Genomic DNA, 16,475 nt, shown 5'->3' with positions numbered 1-16,475 from the left:
CCGAACGGCCCCTCCCGTTCCGGGGTTCGGCGCCGCGCCGTCAGCCGGCCATCCCCAACTCCCGTGCGATCAGCATCCGCTGGACCTCGCTGGTGCCCTCGCCGATCTCCAGGATCTTGGAGTCACGCCACATCCGGGCCACCGGGTACTCGTTCATGAAGCCGTAGCCGCCGTGGATCTGGGTGGCCTCCCGCGCGTTGGTCACCGCGATCTCCGAGGAGTACAGCTTCGCCAGCGCCGCCTCCTTCTTGAACGGCTCGCCGTGCACCAGTCGCGACGCGGCGTCCCGCCACGCCAGCCGGGCGGTGTGCGCCCGCATCTCCATGTCGGCGATCTTGAACTGGATGGCCTGGTTCGCACCGATCGGCCGGCCGAACGCCTCGCGCTCCCGCGCGTACGCCAGCGACTCGTCGACGCAGCCCTGCGCCAGCCCGGTGGCGAGCGCCGAGATCGCGATCCGCCCCTCGTCGAGGATCCGCAGGAACTGCGCGTAGCCGCGGCTCTCCTCGCCCAGCAGGTTCGCGGCCGGGACGCGGCAGTCGGCGAAGGACAGCTCACGGGTGTCCGAGGCGTTCCAGCCGACCTTGCTGTACTTCTTCGACACGGTGAACCCGGGGGTCCCCGACGGCACGATGATGGACGAGATCAGCGGCCTGCCGTCGTCCTTGCGGCCGGTCACGGCGGTCACGGTGACCAGTCCGGTGATGTCCGTGCCGGAGTTGGTGATGAAGCACTTGGTGCCGTTGATCACCCACTCGCCGGTCGCCTCGTCCAGCCGCGCGGTGGTGCGGGTGCCGCCGGCGTCGGAGCCGCACTCCGGCTCGGTCAGCCCGAACGCCCCCAGCATCTCGCCCGAGCACATCTTCGGCAGCCAGGTGCGCTTCTGCTCCTCGGTGCCGAACCTGAACACCGGCATCGCCCCCAGCGACACCCCGGCCTCCAGGGTGATCGCCACCGAGGAGTCCACCCGCGCCAGCTCCTCCAGCGCGATCCCGAGCGCCAGGTAGTCACCGCCCATGCCGCCGTACTCCTCGGGGAAGGGCAGCGCGAACAGCCCCATCCGGCCCATCTCCCGCACGATCTCGTACGGGAACTCCTCCTGCTCGTAGAACTCGCCGATCTTGGGGGCGATCACGTCCTGGGCGAACCGCGCGACGGTCGCGCGCAGTTCCTCGTGCTCCTCGGAGAGGCGGTGGTCGATCGACATGGCTACTGCTCCTGGTGGGTCAGGGCGCGGACGGTACGGGACGGGCTGGGCCGTCCCAGCTGCTCCGCCATCCAGACGCTTGTGGCGCTGAGGCGGTCGAGGTCGACCCCGGTGCGGACGCCCAGGCCGTGCAGCATCCAGACGAGGTCTTCCGTGGCGAGGTTGCCGGTGGCGCTCCTGGCGTACGGGCAGCCGCCGAGGCCGCCCGCGGAGGCGTCCACGACGGAGACGCCGCGCTGGAGCGCGGCCAGTGTGTTGGACAGGGCCTGGCCGTAGGTGTCGTGGAAGTGCACGGCCAGATGCTCGACCGGGATGCCCGAGCCGGCCCCGGAGCCGGCGCCCGGGTCCGGACCGGCGGTCAGCGCGTCGAGCAGGGCGGTCACGTGGCCGGGGGTGGCCACCCCGATGGTGTCGCCGAGGCTCAGCTCGGTGCAGCCCAGCGCGTACAGCCGGCGGGCCGCCGCGGCGACCTGCGCGACCGGCACCGGGCCCTCCCAGGGGTCGCCGAAGCACATCGACAGATAGCCGCGGACGCTCGCGCCCGCGGCCCGCGCCCGCGCGACGACCGGTTCGAACATCGCCAGCGACTCGTCCACGGTGCGGTTGAGGTTGGCCCGGGCGAAGGACTCGGTGGCGCTGCCGAACACCGCGATCTCGCGCACGCCCCTCTCCAGGGCGCGCTCCAGCCCGCGTTCGTTCGGCACCAGCACCGGCAGCCGCACCGCGGGGGTGCGCTCGGCGAGGTCGGCGAGCAGCGGCATCAGCTCGGCGGCGTCGGCCAGTTGGGGCACCCACGTGGGGTGCACGAAGCTGGTCGCCTCGATGGTGGTCAGCCCGGCGTCGGCGAGCCGGTGCACGAACTCGGCCTTGACCGCGGTCGGCACCGTCGCCTTCTCGTTCTGCAGGCCGTCGCGCGCCCCGACCTCGTGGATGCGGACCGACGCCGGCAGCCCGGGGTGGCGGACGGCCATCGGCAGCCCGAGGGCGAGCGGCCCGGCGGCGTCGGAGGCGGCAGGAGCGGTGGTGTCCGCGTCGCGGGTCCCGGGGGCGGTCATGAGCCTTCCCCGGGCGTCGCGCCGGACGGGTCCGCCGCCCGCGGGTCCCCGGCGCCGGCCTCGTCGTCCGCGGCGGCAGGTATCACCACGGCGAGGATCTGGTCCATGGCGACCGTGGCGCCCGCGGTGACGTCGATCTCGGCCACCGTCCCGTCGTGCGGGGCGGTGATCACGTGCTCCATCTTCATCGCCTCCACCACCAGCAGGCTCTGGCCCGCGGTGACCTCGTCGCCCTTGGAGACCTTCACCACCGTCACCGTGCCGGGCATCGGGGCGGTCAGCGCGTCGCCGCCCGCGCCCGCCGCGGCCCTGCGCAGCGCGGCCGCCACCGGGTCGTGCGGCTGCACCCGCCAGCTGTCGCCGTCGCGGCCGAGCCACTCGCCCGCGTGGTCGAAGGCGGTCACCGTGCCCTCGTGGTGGAGCAGCGCGCGCGGCCCGTCCACCGTCAGCCGCGCCTCGAACGGCGGGGCGTCGCCGATCCGCACCCGGCCGTCGCGGACCCGCACGGTCACCGGGTCCTGGCCCGGGGCCTTGAGGTGGTGCACCGTCCAGGCGCTCTCGCCGCCGAGCCGCCAGCCGGTGGGCGCCGAGAACGGGTCGGTCCAGCCGCCGGGGTCCGGCCGCGGCGCGAGGGCGTCCTGCCGCAGCAGCGCCGCCGCCGCGTACACCTCGTCGGGCACGCCGGGCGGCAGCAGCCCGGCGGCGTCGCGGTCGATCAGTCCGGTGTCCAGGTCGCCCGCCACCACAGCGGGGTGGGCCAGCAGCCGCCGCAGGAAGCCGGTGTTGGTGTCGACGCCCAGCACCACGGTGTCGGCGAGCGCCGCGCGCAGCCTACGCAGCGCGGTGGCCCGGTCCGGGCCGTGCGCGATCACCTTGGCCAGCATCGGGTCGTACGCGGTGCCGACCTCGGTGCCGGGTGCGAGCCCCGAGTCCACGCGCACCCCCGGGCCCGCCGGGTCGTGCAGCCGCAGCACGGTGCCCGCGGAGGGCAGGAAGTCGACCCGCCCGTCGCCGGCCCGGGCGGTCTCCGCGCAGATCCGCGCCTCGACGGCGTGACCGCTCAACGTCACGTCCTGCTGGGCGAAGTCCAGCGGCTCGCCGGCCGCGACGCGCAGCTGCCAGGCCACCAGGTCGAGGCCGGTGACCAGCTCGGTCACCGGGTGCTCCACCTGGAGGCGGGTGTTCATCTCCATGAAGAAGTAGGCGCCCGGGTCGTCGCCGGGGACGATGAACTCCACGGTCCCGGCGCCGGTGTAGCCGCAGGAGCGGGCGGCCTGCACCGCGGCCTCGCCCATCGCTGCCCGCGTGGCCGGGTCGAGCAGCACCGAGGGGGCCTCCTCGATGACCTTCTGGTGACGCCGCTGCAGCGAGCACTCGCGCTCCCCGAGGTGGACCACGCCGCCGTGGCCGTCGGCGAGCACCTGGATCTCGATGTGCCGGGGCCGGTCGACCCACCGCTCCACCAGCAGGGTGTCGTCGCCGAAGGAGCCGCGGGCCTCGCGGCGGGCCGCCGCGATCTCCTCGGCGAGCAGCGCCTCCTCCCGCACCAGGCGCATACCCTTGCCGCCGCCGCCCGCGGACGGCTTCAGCAGCACCGGCACGCCGATCCGCCGGGCCGCGTCGGCCAGTTCGGCGTCGGACAGGCCGCTGCCGCTGCTGCCGGGCACCACCGGCACCCCGGCGGCCTGCACCCTCTCCTTGGCGCGGATCTTGTCGCCCATCAGCTCGATGGCGTCGGCCGGCGGGCCGATGAAGACGAGCCCGGCCGCGGCGCAGGCCCGCGCGAAGGCGGCGTTCTCGGCGAGGAAGCCGTATCCCGGGTGCACGGCCTGCGCTCCGGCGACGGCCCCCGCCCTCACCAGCTCGGCGGCCGACAGGTAGTCGGCGACGCGGACCGCGGTGTCGGCCTCCCTGACGTGCCGGGCCTCGGCGTCGGCCTCGGTGAACACCGCGGCCGAGCGCACCCCCAGCTCGCGCAGGGTGCGCATGACGCGGACGGCGATCTCGCCGCGGTTGGCGACCAGCACGGTGTCGAACATGACGGGCGTCCCAGCGTTCTTCGTGGTCATCGCGGCCTCACATCCGGAAGACGCCGTAGCCCGGCGCGGTGGGGTCGGGCGTGGGCAGCGGTGCGTTGGCGCAGGCGGTGAGGGCCAGGCCCAGCACGGTCCTGGTCTCCAGCGGGTCGATCACGCCGTCGTCCCACAGCCGGGCGGTGGCGTAGTAGGCGTTGCCCTGGGTCTCGTACTGCTCGCGGACCGGCGCCTTGAACGCCTCCTCGGCGTCCTCGCCCCATTTCTCGCCGGCCGCGGCGAGCTGGTCGCGCTTGACGGTGGCCAGCACCGAGGCCGCCTGCTCGCCACCCATCACGGAGATCTTCGCGTTCGGCCACATCCACAGGAAGCGGGGGCTGTAGGCGCGCCCGCACATCGAGTAGTTGCCCGCGCCGTAGGACCCGCCGATGACGACGGTCAGCTTGGGCACCCGGGCGCAGGCCACGGCGGTGACCATCTTCGCGCCGTGCTTGGCGATGCCGCCCGCCTCGTACTGGCGGCCCACCATGAAGCCCGAGATGTTCTGCAGGAACAGCAGCGGGATGCCGCGCTGGTCGCACAGCTCGATGAAGTGGGCGCCCTTCAGCGCCGACTCGGCGAACAGGATGCCGTTGTTGGCGACGATGCCGACCGGGTGGCCCTGCACGTGCGCGAAGCCGGTGACCAGGGTGGTGCCGTACTCGGCCTTGAACTCGGCGAACCGGCTGCCGTCGACGACGCGGGCGATGACCTCCCGCACGTCGTACGGGGTGCGCGGGTCGACCGGAACCGCGCCGTACAGGCCCGCGGGGTCGACCGCGGGCGGCTGCGCGGGCCGCACCGTCCAGGGCGGGGCGCCGCGGGCGGGCAGCGTGGAGACGATGTCGCGGACGATGCTCAGGGCGTGCGCGTCGTCCTCGGCGAGATGGTCGGTGACGCCCGAGGTCCGCGCGTGCACCTCGCCGCCGCCCAGCTCCTCCGCGGTGACGACCTCGCCGGTGGCCGCCTTCACCAGCGGCGGGCCGCCCAGGAAGATCGTGCCCTGGTTCCGGACGATCACCGCCTCGTCGCTCATCGCCGGCACGTAGGCGCCGCCGGCGGTGCAGGAGCCCAGCACGGCGGCGATCTGCGGGATCCCGCGGGCCGACATGGTCGCCTGGTTGTAGAAGATCCGGCCGAAGTGGTCCCGGTCGGGGAAGACCTCGTCCTGCCGGGGGAGGAAGGCGCCGCCGGAGTCGACGAGGTAGACGCACGGCAGCCGGTTGTCGAGCGCCACCTCCTGGGCGCGCAGGTGCTTCTTGACCGTCATGGGGTAGTAGGTGCCGCCCTTGACCGTGGCGTCGTTGGCCACCACGACGACCTCACGGCCCGCCACCCGGCCGATCCCGGCGATCACGCCCGCCGCGGGAGCCTGCCCCTCGTACATCCCGTCGGCGGCCAGCGGCGCCAGCTCCAGGAAGGGGGAACCGGGGTCGAGCAGCCCGTCCACCCGGTCGCGCGGCAGCAGCTTGCCTCGTGCGACGTGGCGGGCGCGCGCCTTCTCACCCCCGCCCAGGCGCGCGGCGGCCAGCTTGTCGCGCAGCGCGGAGCTGAGTTCGGTGTGCGCCTCGGTGTTGGCGCGGTACGCCTCCGACGCCGGATCTGCGGCGCTGGACAGGGCGGGTGCTGCCATGGTTCGGCCCCCCGGATGTTAGCGAGCGTTAACGTGATGACTCCACGTTAACGCTCGCTAACTCGATTGTCTAGACTCGATCCCATGAACCCGACGAAGACTGTGGAAAACCGTCGCGAACAGATCCTGCGGGAGGCCGCGCGGCTCTTCGCCGAGCGCGGCTTCCACGGTGTCGGTGTCGACGAGATAGGCGCCGCGGTCGGCATCAGCGGCCCCGGCCTGTACCGCCACTTCGCGGGCAAGGACGCGATGCTGGCCGAGCTGCTGGTCGGGATCAGCGGCCGGCTGCTGTCGGCGGGCCGGATGCGGGTGGCGGAGACCGCCGACCCCGCGCAGGCGCTGGACGCGCTGATCCGCGGCCACATCGACTTCGCCATCGACGACCGGCCGCTGATCACGCTGCACGACCGCGAGCTGGACCGGCTGCGCGACTCCGACCGCAAGCTGGTCCGCCAGCTCCAGCGGCAGTACGTGGAGGAGTGGGTCGGCGTGGTCCGCCGGGTCTACCCCGACGCCACCGAACTCGAGGCCCGCGCGGCGGTGCACGCCGTCTTCGGGCTGCTGAACTCCACCCCGCACCTGGGCGCGGGCGGCCGCGCGCCGGACCGCACGGCCATGGCCGCCCTGCTGCACCGCCTCGCGCTGGGCGCCCTGGAGGCCCTCGACCCGGGCCGTCCCTGGACAGCCGTACGGACCGACGGGTAACTTACTGAGCGCTTGCTTATTACCTGCCGACGGGCCGATGGGAGGCGCGCTGTGCGTCGTACGGTGTTCAACGAGGACCACGAGGCGTTCCGCGAGACGATACGCGCCTTCATCGAAGCCGAGGTCGTACCCGTCTACGACGAGTGGCTGCAGGCGGGGCAGGCTCCCCGCGCGTTCTACCACAAGCTCGGCGAGCTGGGCGTCTTCGGCATCGAGGTGCCCGAGGAGTTCGGCGGCGCCGGCGAGGAGAGCTTCAAGTTCCAGGCCGTCCTCAGCGAGGAGTGCGCCCGCGCCGGCGTCAGCTTCGGCGGCAGCGGCGTGCACACCGGCCTGTGCCTGCCCTACCTGGCGGCGTACGCCACCGACGAGCAGAAGAAGCGCTGGCTGCCCGGCTTCGTCAGCGGCGAGACGATGTTCGCCATCGCCATGACCGAACCCGGCACCGGCTCCGACCTGGCCGGCATGAAGACCTCCGCCAAGCGCTCCGCCGACGGCAGCCACTACGTGCTCAACGGCGCCAAGACCTTCATCACCGGCGGCGTCCACGCCGACCGCGTCATCGTCTGCGCCCGCACCTCCCCGGCCACCCCCGAGGACCGCAGGGCCGGCATCTCCCTCTTCGTCGTCGACACCGCGTCCGAGGGCTACGTGGTCGGCCGCAAGCTCGACAAGCTCGGCCTGAGGACGTCCGACACCGCCGAGCTGTCCTTCTCCGACGTCCGGGTGCCCGCGGAGGACCTGCTCGGCGAGGAGGGCAAAGGTTTCTCCTACCTCGGCCAGAACCTGCCGCAGGAGCGCCTGGCCATCGCGGTCGGCGCCTACGCGCAGGCGGCCGCCGCGATCCGGTTCGCCCAGGAGTACGTCCAGGACCGCACGGTCTTCGGCAAGACCGTCGCGTCCTTCCAGAACACGAAGTTCGAGCTCGCCGCCTGCAAGGCCGAGGTGGACGCCGCGGAAGCCGTGGTCGACCGGGCCCTGGAGGCCCACGACCGGCGCGAGCTGACCGCCGCCGACGCCGCGTCCGCCAAGCTCTTCTGCACCGAGGTCGCCGCCCGCGTCATCGACCGCTGCCTCCAGCTGCACGGCGGCTACGGCTACATGAACGAGTACCCGATAGCGCGGCTGTACGCTGACAACCGCGTCAACCGGATCTACGGCGGCACCAGCGAGGTCATGAAGTCGATCATCGCCAAGTCGATGGGTCTGTGAACGACGCCTCGATGACCGTTCCGCCGAACGACTCCGCGGCCGCCCGTGCGGCCGCACCCGTGGAAGAGGCCGTGCCCGAGAATCCCAAAGCCCTGCGGGCCCTGCTCGAACTGCTCGACCTGGAGCGGATCGAGCAGGACATCTTCCGTGGGTGCAGCCGTTCGGCGGTGGTGCCCCGGGTCTTCGGCGGGCAGGTCGCCGCCCAGGCGCTGGTCGCCGCGGGCCGCACCGTGCCGGAGGAGCGCGCCGCGCACTCCCTGCACGCGTACTTCCTGCGCCCCGGCGACCCCGGCGCCCCCATCGTCTACGAGGTCGACCGCATCCGCGACGGCCGCTCCTTCACCACCCGGCGGGTCGTCGCCATCCAGCACGGCCAGCCGATCTTCCACCTCTCGGCGTCCTTCCAGGTCCACGAGGAGGGCCTGGAACACCAGGAGCCGATGCCCCACGCGCCCGACCCGGAGACGCTGCCCAGCGCCGAGGAGCTGCTGCCCGCGCACGCCGACAAGTTCCCCGACCCCGGCGTCGTCGACCGCCTCCTGGAGGCACGCGCGGCCGTCGACCTGCGCTACGTGGAGGACCCGCCGTTCCTCACCGCCGGCGTGGCCAGGGAGCCCCGCTCGCAGGTGTGGTTCCGGGCCCGCGGCCGGCTCGCCGACGACCCCATGCTGCACGTCTGCCTGGCCACCTACGTGTCCGACATGACGCTGCTGGACTCCGTGCTCCTCGCGCACGGCCGCGGCGGCTGGGCCGTCGGCGACGTCGTGGGCGCCAGCCTCGACCACGCCATGTGGTTCCACCGGCCGCTGCGCGCCGACGAGTGGCTGCTGTACGACCAGCAGAGCCCCTCCGCCTCCGGCGGCCGCGGCCTGGGCACCGCCCGCATCTACACCCGCGACGGCCGGCTGGCCGTGTCGGTCATCCAGGAAGGGCTGGTCAGGGTCCCGCGCACCCTGGACGCCTGAGAACCGAGTCCGGCCCGCCCACCGGCCCGGTGTCCCCGACCGCCCGCCGCCGCCTCAGCTGCTGCGCCCGCGGCGCCCCGTCTGGCGGGTCCTGCCCGTCCGCCCGGCCTTGTGCGCGCCCCCGGTGCGGCCGGTTCGGCCGCTGTGGCCGGTGCGGCCGTCCAGCCCGGCCGCGGCCAGCAGATACGCGGTCATCGGCGCGTAGAAGTGCGGCGCGACATTGTCGTCCAGCGGCACGGTCACCTTGATGCTGCCCTCGGCCTCGCCCACGAACAGCGCCGGGTCGTTGCAGTCCGCGAACCCCACCGTCTCGATGCCGCGGCCGCCCGCGTGGCCCGCCCAGCCGTGGTCGGCGACCACCAGGTCGGGCAGCGGCCGGCCCTCCCGCTCCAGCGCGTCCAGGATCTCCCGCATCGGGTCGGGGGAGTGGGTGTGCACCAGCCCGCCGCCCCTGTGCAGCATGAACACGTCCGCCAGATGGCGTACCTCGCCGCCGTCCGCGTACAGGTGCTCCGCGGGCTCCGCCAGGACGCAGCCGGCCGCGCGCAGCGCCGCCGCCAGGGCCTGGTGGACCGCGAACAGCCCGGCCGGGTGACCGGTGGCCAGCAGCACCCGCGAGCCGTCCCGCGCCGCCCTGGCCAGCACGTCGGCCATCCGATCCAGCGCGTCGACGGTCAGCTCGGGGTCGATCGTGTCCTGCCCCTCCCGGTGCGCCGGATCGGCCACCACCCCGCAGCGCTCCGCCATCAGCTCGAGCACCGCCGCCGGGTCCTTCCAGCGGTCGCCCAGATCGAGCCCGAACCAGTAGTAGCGGGTGCCCTCGGCCAGCGCCCGGTAGTGGTCGAGGTTGTTCTCCCGGCCGGTGGCGACGTCCCCGGCTATCCGGGTGCGTATCAGATGGCCGGTGAGGGCTCGGCGGGTCGGAGCTGCGGGCGCGGGATCCAGGGGCATGCGCACATTGTCGCGCTCCGGCGGCCACCCGTGCGACGGACGGCGGATCGACGCGGAGGCGCAATGGACGCCGCCGATTCGAGGAAACGTACATTCCGGCCCGCCGAGCGGGACACGTAGGGTCGCCGCATCCCCAGCGAAGAAAAGAGGCCACCTCCATGAGCAGCGCCCCGCCGCGCGGCCCCGTCGACTCCTCCCGCATCCCGCGCTACGCGGGGCCCGCGACCTTCGCCCGGCTGCCGCGGCTCGACGAGGTCGGCGCCGCGGACGTCGCCGTCGTCGGCGTGCCCTTCGACTCCGGGGTCTCCTACCGTCCCGGGGCGCGCTTCGGCGGCAACGCCGTCCGCGAGGCGTCGCGGCTGCTGCGCCCGTACAACCCGGCGCAGGACGCCTCGCCCTTCGCGCTCGCCCAGGTCGCCGACGCCGGGGACATCGCCGCCAACCCCTTCGACATCAACGAGGCCGTCGAGACCATCGAGGGCGCGGCGGACGACCTGCTCGGCACCGGCGCCCGCCTCATGACGCTGGGCGGCGACCACACCATCGCGCTGCCGCTGCTGCGCGCCGTCGCCCGCCGGCACGGTCCCGTCGCGCTGCTGCACTTCGACGCGCACCTCGACACCTGGGACACGTACTTCGGCGCCGCCTACACGCACGGCACGCCCTTCCGGCGCGCCGTCGAGGAAGGCATCCTCGACACCTCCGCCCTGTCCCACGTCGGCACCCGCGGCCCGCTGTACGGCCGCAAGGACCTCGACGACGACGAGAAGATGGGCTTCGGCATCGTCACCTCGGCCGACGTCATGCGGCGCGGCGTCGACGAGGTCGTCGAGCAGCTGCGCGAGCGGATCGGCGACCGCCCCCTGTACGTCTCCGTCGACATCGACGTCCTCGACCCCGCGCACGCCCCCGGCACCGGCACCCCCGAAGCGGGCGGCCTCACCTCCCGCGAGCTGCTGGAGATCCTGCGCGGCCTCGCCTCCTGCCGGCTGGTCTCCGCCGACGTCGTCGAGGTCGCCCCCGCCTACGACCACGCCGAGATCACCTCGGTGGCCGCCTCGCACACCGCCTACGAACTGACGACGATCATGGCCCGCCAGATCGCTGCCGCCCGCTGAATCACCCGAAAGGACCACGACCAATGTCGCACTACTGTGCGACCTTGGTCGTTGAAGTGTTGCGGGAGGATGAAATGGGCCGCTCAGCGTGTTCCCAGACTCGATGAGGGACAGCGGTGACAGGGGCGTGGACGACACACGCCCGATGACGGGTGGGAGGACCGCGTGACGACGGCGAGGCCGAGGACGGCGACGAAGGACGACCCGGAGCAGGGATGGCTCCGGCGCCTGCTCGCCTACTGCTGGCTCTACAAGCGCAACGTCCTGCTGTCCCTGGGCGCCTCGCTCGGCGGCATGGCCGTCACCGCGCTGGTGCCGCTCGTGCCCAAGCTGATCATCGACGACGTGATCGTCAAGCACGACAAGCCCCTGATGCCCTGGGCCGTCGCGCTGATCGCCGCGGCCGCCGTCGTGTACGTGCTCACCTACGTACGCCGCTACTACGGCGGCCGGCTCGCGCTCGACGTCCAGCACGACATGCGCAACGAGATGTTCCGCACGATCATGCGGCTCGACGGCCGCAAGCAGGACGAGCTGAGCACCGGCCAGGTCGTCGGCCGCGCCACCAGCGACCTGCAGCTGATCCAGGGGCTGCTCTTCATGACGCCGATGATGATCGGCAACCTGCTGCTGTTCCTGCTCTCCCTCGTCGTCATGCTGACGCTGTCGCCGCTGCTCACCCTCGTCGCGCTGGCCGTCGCGCCCGCCCTGTGGTTCATCGCCGACCGCTCCCGCAAACGCCTGTTCCCGGCCACCTGGTACGCGCAGGGCCAGGCCGCCGCCGTCGCCGGCATCGTCGACGGATCGGTCACCGGCGTCCGCGTCGTCAAGGGGTTCGGCCAGGAACAGCAGGAGATGGAGAAGCTGGAGACGGTCAGCCGCAGGCTGTTCGCCGGCCGGCTCCGCACCATCAGGCTCAGCGCCCGCTACACCCCCGCCCTGCAGGCCGTGCCGTCCCTCGGCCAGATCGGCATGCTCGCCCTCGGCGGCTGGATGGCCGCCCGCGGCCAGATCACCCTCGGCACCTTCGTCGCCTTCTCCACCTACCTGGCGCAGCTCACCGGGCCCGTCCGGATGCTCACCATGATGCTCACCGTCGGCCAGCAGGCCCGCGCCGGCGTCGAACGCGTCCTGGAGCTCATCGACACCCGCCCCACCCTCGAGGAGGGCACCGGCGCCCTGCCCTCCGACGCACCCGCCACCGTCGAGTTCGACCACGTCTCCTTCGGCTACACCAAGGAACGACCGGTCCTCGACGGCTTCTCCCTCACCGTCGCGCCCGGCGAGACCGTCGCCGTCGTCGGCGCCTCGGGCTCCGGCAAGTCCACCGTCTCCCTGCTGCTGCCCCGGCTCTACGACGTCACCGGCGGCGCGGTCAGGATCGGCGGCACCGACGTCCGCGACCTGACCTTCGACTCGCTGCGCGGCGCGATAGGCATGGTTCCCGAGGACAGCTTCCTGTTCTCCGACAGCGTCCGCGCCAACATCGCCTACGGCAACCCCGACGCCACCGACGAACAGGTCCGCTCCGCGGCCCGCGCGGCCCAGGCCGACGGTTTCATCAGCGCACTGCCCGACGGATACGCCACCGTCGTCGGCGAACAGGGCCTCACCCTGTCCGGCGGCCAGCGCCAGCGCGTGGCCCTCGCCAGGGCCATCCTCACCGATCCCCGGCTGCTGCTCCTCGACGACGCCACCTCCGCCGTCGACGCCCGCGTCGAAGCCGAGATCTTCGACGCGCTGCGCGAGGTCATGCAGGGCCGCACCACCCTGCTCATCGCCCACCGCCGCTCCACCCTCGCCCTCGCCGACCGCATCGCCGTCCTCGACGGCGGCAGGCTCTCCGACGTCGGCACCCACGAGGAACTCGAAGAACGCAGCCCGCTGTACCGGGCGCTGCTCACCGACCCCGAAGCCCTCGGTGCCGACGTCGTGTCCATCGACCCGGCCGCGGCAGCCGCCCGAGCCGCCTCCGCACCGGCGGCCAGCAGCCTCCCGAAGGACGCCGGCACCGCCATCACGCCCGAACTGTGGCCCGCGGACCGGCGCGCCGCCGCCGACGCCCGGTCCGCACCCGCGGGCGGCGCCGCGCCGGCTGCTTCCGGCGCGGGCGGACGCGGCGGCATGGCCGGCGCGCTGGCCGGCATGCCCGCCACCCCCGACCTGCTCGCCAAGGTCGACGCACTGCCGCCCGCAGACGACACCCCCGACGTCGACGAACACGCGGCAAGCGCCGCCGACCAGCACTTCGGACTCGGCAGCCTCCTGCGCGGCTTCCGCGCACCGCTGGTGATCAGCCTGCTGCTCGTCGCCGTCGACGCCTTCGCCGGACTGCTGCTGCCGGTCCTCATCCGGCACGGCATCGACGCCGGCGTCCGCCGGCAGGCACTCGGCGCGGTCTGGGCCGCCTCCCTGATCGGCCTCGGCCTCGTCATCGCCCAGTGGCTCGCCGAATGGGGCTCCACGCTGCTCACCGGCCGCACCGGCGAACGCGTCCTCTACGCACTGCGCGTGAAGATCTTCGCCCACCTCCACCGGCTCGGACTCGACTTCTACGAACGCGAGCTGACCGGCCGCATCATGACCCGGATGACCACCGACGTGGACGCGCTGTCCACCTTCCTGCAGACCGGTCTGGTCACCGCGCTCGTCAGCGTCCTCACCTTCGGCGGCATCCTCGTCGCCCTGCTCGCCCTCGACGTGGAACTCGCCCTGCTCGTCTTCGCCACCCTGCCGCTGCTGATCGCCGCCACCTGGATCTTCCGCCGCAAGTCCGTGAAGGCGTACGAACTCGCCCGCGAACGCGTCGCCGTCGTCAACGCCGACCTCCAGGAGCACGTCGCGGGTCTGCGCGTCGTCCAGGCGTTCCGCGGCCAGCAGCACGGAGCGGAACGCTTCAGCCGCCGCAGCGACGACTACCGCACCGCGCGCGTGCGCGGGCAGTTCCTCATCTCCGTGTACTTCCCGTTCGTGCAACTGCTGTCCAGCGCCGCCGCCGCACTCGTCCTCATCGTCGGCGCCCACCGGGTCAGCGCCGGCACCCTCACCGCCGGCGCCCTCGTCGCGTACCTGCTCTACATCGACCTGTTCTTCTCACCCGTCCAGCAGCTCTCCCAGGTCTTCGACGGCTACCAGCAGGCCAGCGTCTCCCTCGGCCGCATCCGCGAACTCCTCCACGAGACCACCGCCACCCCCGCCGCCCCGTCGCCGCGACCCGTCACCGCCCTCGAAGGCGACGTCGAGTTCCGCAACGTGCACTTCCGCTACGGCGGCGCCGACGCCGAAGGCGCCGAAGCCCTCGCCGGCATCTCGCTGCGCATCCCCGCAGGCCAGACCGTCGCCTTCGTCGGTGAGACCGGAGCGGGCAAGTCCACCCTGGTCAAGATGGTCGCCCGGTACTACGACCCGACCGGCGGCGCCGTCCTCGTCGACGGCTCCGACATCCGCGACCTCGACCTCGCTGCCTACCGGCAGCGCCTCGGCGTCGTTCCGCAGGAGCCGTACCTCTTCCCCGGCACCGTGCGCGACGCCATCGCCTACGGCCGGATGGACGCCGACGACGCCGAAGTCGAGGCCGCCGCCCGCGCCGTCGGAGCCGACGCGATGATCGCCACCCTCGAAGGCGGCTACCTCCACCAGGTCGCCGAACGCGGCCGCAACCTGTCCGCCGGCCAGCGCCAGCTCATCGCACTGGCCCGCGCCCAACTCGTCGACCCCGCTGTGCTGCTGCTGGACGAAGCCACCGCCGCCCTCGACCTCGCCACCGAAGCACTCGTCAACCGGGCAGCGGACCGGCTGGCCGTCCGCCGCACCACCCTCGTCGTCGCCCACCGGCTCAGCACCGCCGCCCGCGCGGACCGCGTCATCGTCCTCGACCACGGCCAGGTCGTCGAGGACGGCACCCACGAGGCGCTGCTCGCCCGCGACGGCCACTACGCCGCACTGTGGCGCACCTTCACCGGGGAGGTCCGCGCCGCCGCCTGACACCAGGGAGCGAACGAACGGACGACGGAGCGGCAGCGCGCGCAGACTGCCCCGCTACCCGAACACCGGGCGGGCGGGCAGCCGTTCGCTGGGCACCTCGAACACCACGGTCACCCGGAACGACGCGAAACACTCCGGCGGCGCCTCCGGCTGCACCACGTGCAGCGCCAACCGCTCGCCCAGCACCTGAAGGGCCGCCGACGTCGCCGCGCTGCACCCCGTCGCGTCCGTCCAGCCCACCAGCGCCGACCGGGAGAAATCCGTGGCCTGCCCGGCGGCCCTGATCCCCGCCGCCGCCTTCGTGTCCCGCGCCGCGTACCGGCCCGCGAACCGCGCCAGTGCGCTCCGGTCGCGCAGCACCTCGTGCGCGCCCGGCGTCGTCGCCGCAGTGGACGAGAAGAACACCACCCGCGTCCCCGGCCCCTGCCGAGGCGTGCCGCCGTCTTCCGGCGAGGACGCCGGGCCCCCGGCAGGGGACGAGGCCACCGTCGCGCCGGTCGCCGGCCGGCCCCGCGGGGTGCCGTCGTCCGCCGTGCCCTGACCGCAGGCCACCGCCAAGGGAGTCAGCAAAGCCCCGAGGACACCGGCCGCGAACACGCTGCGCCATCTCACCGTCACCATGGTGATGGGACGGCCGCCCTGCCCACCCGGTTCCCTGCCGCATGCCCGGCTCGCTTCAGCAGGCCGTCAGCGCCCGGTGCGCCCGCAACGCCTCCACCGCCGCCACGATCGACGGCCTCCGCGACGCACCCCGCCGCCACAGGGCGTACAGCCGCCGGCACCGGGCCGCGCCCCAGCCGCGGCACCAACGCGATCCCCAACCCGGCCGCCACCAGAGCGATCTGCGTGCGGTACTCCCCGGCCTGGAACGCCAGATCGGGCTCCGTCCCCGACTCCCTCAACGTCCGCACCAGCCACTCATGGCACACCGAGCCCGGCGGCTGGCAGATCCAGCGCTCGCGCGCCACATCCGCCCGCACCAGGGACTCGCGGGCCGCCAGCCGATGCCCCGCCGGGACCAGCACATCACAGCGGTCCTCGCCGAGCACCGCCCGCTCCAGCCCCTCGGGGCAGGGCAGCGGCGCGATGTCCCAGTCGTGCGCCACCGCCAGATCCACCGCCCCGCGCGCCACCAGATCCACCGACAGATGGGCGTCCACCTCGGTCAGCCTGACCTCCAGCGACGGATACGCCGCCGAGAGCCGCGCCAGCACCGGCGGCAGCAAGCCGGCCGCGGCCGTCGGGAACGCCGCCACCGTCAACCGCCCGCCGGGCCGCCCCCGCTGCTCCTCAAGCGCCACCTCTGCGGACTCCACGATCGCCATCAACTGCTGCGCCGTCGCCACCAGCAGATGCGCCGCGTCGGTGAGGGCGACCCCGCGCCCCTGCCGCTCCAGCAGCACCGCCCCGGCCTCACGCTCCAGCTTCGAGATCTGCTGGGACACCGCCGAAGGCGTGTAGCCCAGCGCGAGAGCGGCGGCCGCCACCGTGCCGTGCGTGTGCACCGCGTGCAGCGCCTTCAGCCGTCCGAGGTCGAGCATGGGTCGTCCTCCGTTCCTCGCACCCCTCCCGGGGG

The 16,475-nt window shown here is 73.4% G+C and carries 11 protein-coding genes and 1 pseudogene; 5 read left to right on the top strand and 7 right to left on the bottom strand.

What is annotated here, in order from left to right; genetic code table 11:
• Positions 1-40: 40 nt before the first annotated feature.
• The 4 genes from V2S66_RS08965 to V2S66_RS08950 all read right to left on the bottom strand — a co-directional run bounded on the left by V2S66_RS08965 (position 41) and on the right by V2S66_RS08950 (position 5,967).
• The gene (locus V2S66_RS08965) at positions 41-1,207 is read right to left on the bottom strand and encodes an acyl-CoA dehydrogenase family protein (RefSeq protein WP_330794016.1); all 1,167 of its coding nucleotides are present in this window, start codon (positions 1,205-1,207) and stop codon (positions 41-43) included.
• Between the two features lie 2 nt (positions 1,208-1,209).
• Positions 1,210-2,178 carry a hydroxymethylglutaryl-CoA lyase gene (locus tag V2S66_RS08960; RefSeq protein ID WP_330794175.1) on the bottom strand — a complete coding sequence of 323 codons (969 nt, stop codon included), beginning with the start codon at positions 2,176-2,178 and terminating at the stop codon, positions 1,210-1,212.
• 80 nt (positions 2,179-2,258) lie between these two features.
• Complete coding sequence (locus V2S66_RS08955; RefSeq protein ID WP_330794174.1) at positions 2,259-4,301, bottom strand: acetyl/propionyl/methylcrotonyl-CoA carboxylase subunit alpha; 2,043 nt, start codon at positions 4,299-4,301, stop codon at positions 2,259-2,261.
• Positions 4,302-4,338: 37 nt separating this feature from the next.
• The gene (locus V2S66_RS08950; RefSeq protein ID WP_330794015.1) at positions 4,339-5,967 is read right to left on the bottom strand and encodes a carboxyl transferase domain-containing protein; all 1,629 of its coding nucleotides are present in this window, start codon (positions 5,965-5,967) and stop codon (positions 4,339-4,341) included.
• 84 nt (positions 5,968-6,051) lie between these two features.
• Between V2S66_RS08950 and V2S66_RS08945 the strand changes: the two genes are divergently transcribed.
• From V2S66_RS08945 to V2S66_RS08935, 3 genes are all read left to right on the top strand, one after another.
• Positions 6,052-6,672: an SACE_7040 family transcriptional regulator gene (locus tag V2S66_RS08945; protein ID WP_330794014.1), complete on the top strand. Its 621-nt coding sequence runs from the start codon at positions 6,052-6,054 to the stop codon at positions 6,670-6,672.
• Positions 6,673-6,723: 51 nt separating this feature from the next.
• Positions 6,724-7,881, top strand: coding sequence for an acyl-CoA dehydrogenase family protein (locus V2S66_RS08940; protein WP_330794013.1), 1,158 nt, complete (start codon positions 6,724-6,726; stop codon positions 7,879-7,881).
• Positions 7,882-7,952: 71 nt separating this feature from the next.
• Positions 7,953-8,846, top strand: coding sequence for an acyl-CoA thioesterase (locus V2S66_RS08935; RefSeq protein WP_330794012.1), 894 nt, complete (start codon positions 7,953-7,955; stop codon positions 8,844-8,846).
• Between the two features lie 54 nt (positions 8,847-8,900).
• Here V2S66_RS08935 and V2S66_RS08930 read toward each other — a convergent pair whose 3' ends face one another.
• Entirely contained in the window at positions 8,901-9,797 is an 897-nt protein-coding gene (locus V2S66_RS08930) for a phosphatase (RefSeq protein WP_330794011.1), read from the bottom strand.
• Between the two features lie 158 nt (positions 9,798-9,955).
• On the opposite strand from V2S66_RS08930, the gene speB reads away from it, so the two are divergent.
• Positions 9,956-10,915, top strand: a complete 960-nt coding sequence (gene speB / locus V2S66_RS08925; protein ID WP_330794010.1) for an agmatinase — start codon at positions 9,956-9,958, stop codon at positions 10,913-10,915.
• Between the two features lie 165 nt (positions 10,916-11,080).
• A complete protein-coding gene (locus V2S66_RS08920; protein WP_330794009.1) occupies positions 11,081-14,899 on the top strand; it encodes an ABC transporter ATP-binding protein in 3,819 nt (1,272 codons plus the stop codon).
• A 54-nt stretch (positions 14,900-14,953) separates the two neighbouring features.
• Here the strand turns inward: V2S66_RS08920 and V2S66_RS08915 are convergent, their stop codons facing one another.
• Both V2S66_RS08915 and V2S66_RS08910 read right to left on the bottom strand, forming a co-directional pair.
• Positions 14,954-15,511 carry a hypothetical protein gene (locus V2S66_RS08915; protein WP_330794008.1) on the bottom strand — a complete coding sequence of 186 codons (558 nt, stop codon included), beginning with the start codon at positions 15,509-15,511 and terminating at the stop codon, positions 14,954-14,956.
• Between the two features lie 64 nt (positions 15,512-15,575).
• Positions 15,576-16,440: pseudogene (locus V2S66_RS08910) on the bottom strand (LysR substrate-binding domain-containing protein).
• Between the last annotated feature and the right edge of the window lie 35 nt (positions 16,441-16,475).

It is taken from the genome of Actinacidiphila polyblastidii, assembly GCF_036353415.1.
Classification (GTDB): Bacteria; Actinomycetota; Actinomycetes; order Streptomycetales; family Streptomycetaceae; genus Actinacidiphila; species Actinacidiphila polyblastidii.
Note: the sequence above shows the minus strand (reverse complement) of the source record. Positions and strands in the feature narration are given on the sequence as shown.

Bases quoted from the DNA above. Each gene is read 5' to 3' on its own strand.
- V2S66_RS08965 (WP_330794016.1), bottom strand. From the start codon at position 1,207: ATGTCGATCGACCACCGCCTCTCCGAGGAGCACGAGGAACTGCGCGCG.
- V2S66_RS08960 (WP_330794175.1), bottom strand. From the start codon at position 2,178: ATGGCCGTCCGCCACCCCGGGCTGCCGGCGTCGGTCCGCATCCACGAG.
- V2S66_RS08955 (WP_330794174.1), bottom strand. From the start codon at position 4,301: ATGTTCGACACCGTGCTGGTCGCCAACCGCGGCGAGATCGCCGTCCGC.
- V2S66_RS08950 (WP_330794015.1), bottom strand. From the start codon at position 5,967: ATGGCAGCACCCGCCCTGTCCAGCGCCGCAGATCCGGCGTCGGAGGCG.
- V2S66_RS08945 (WP_330794014.1), top strand. From the start codon at position 6,052: ATGAACCCGACGAAGACTGTGGAAAACCGTCGCGAACAGATCCTGCGG.
- V2S66_RS08930 (WP_330794011.1), bottom strand. From the start codon at position 9,797: ATGCCCCTGGATCCCGCGCCCGCAGCTCCGACCCGCCGAGCCCTCACC.
- speB (WP_330794010.1), top strand. From the start codon at position 9,956: ATGAGCAGCGCCCCGCCGCGCGGCCCCGTCGACTCCTCCCGCATCCCG.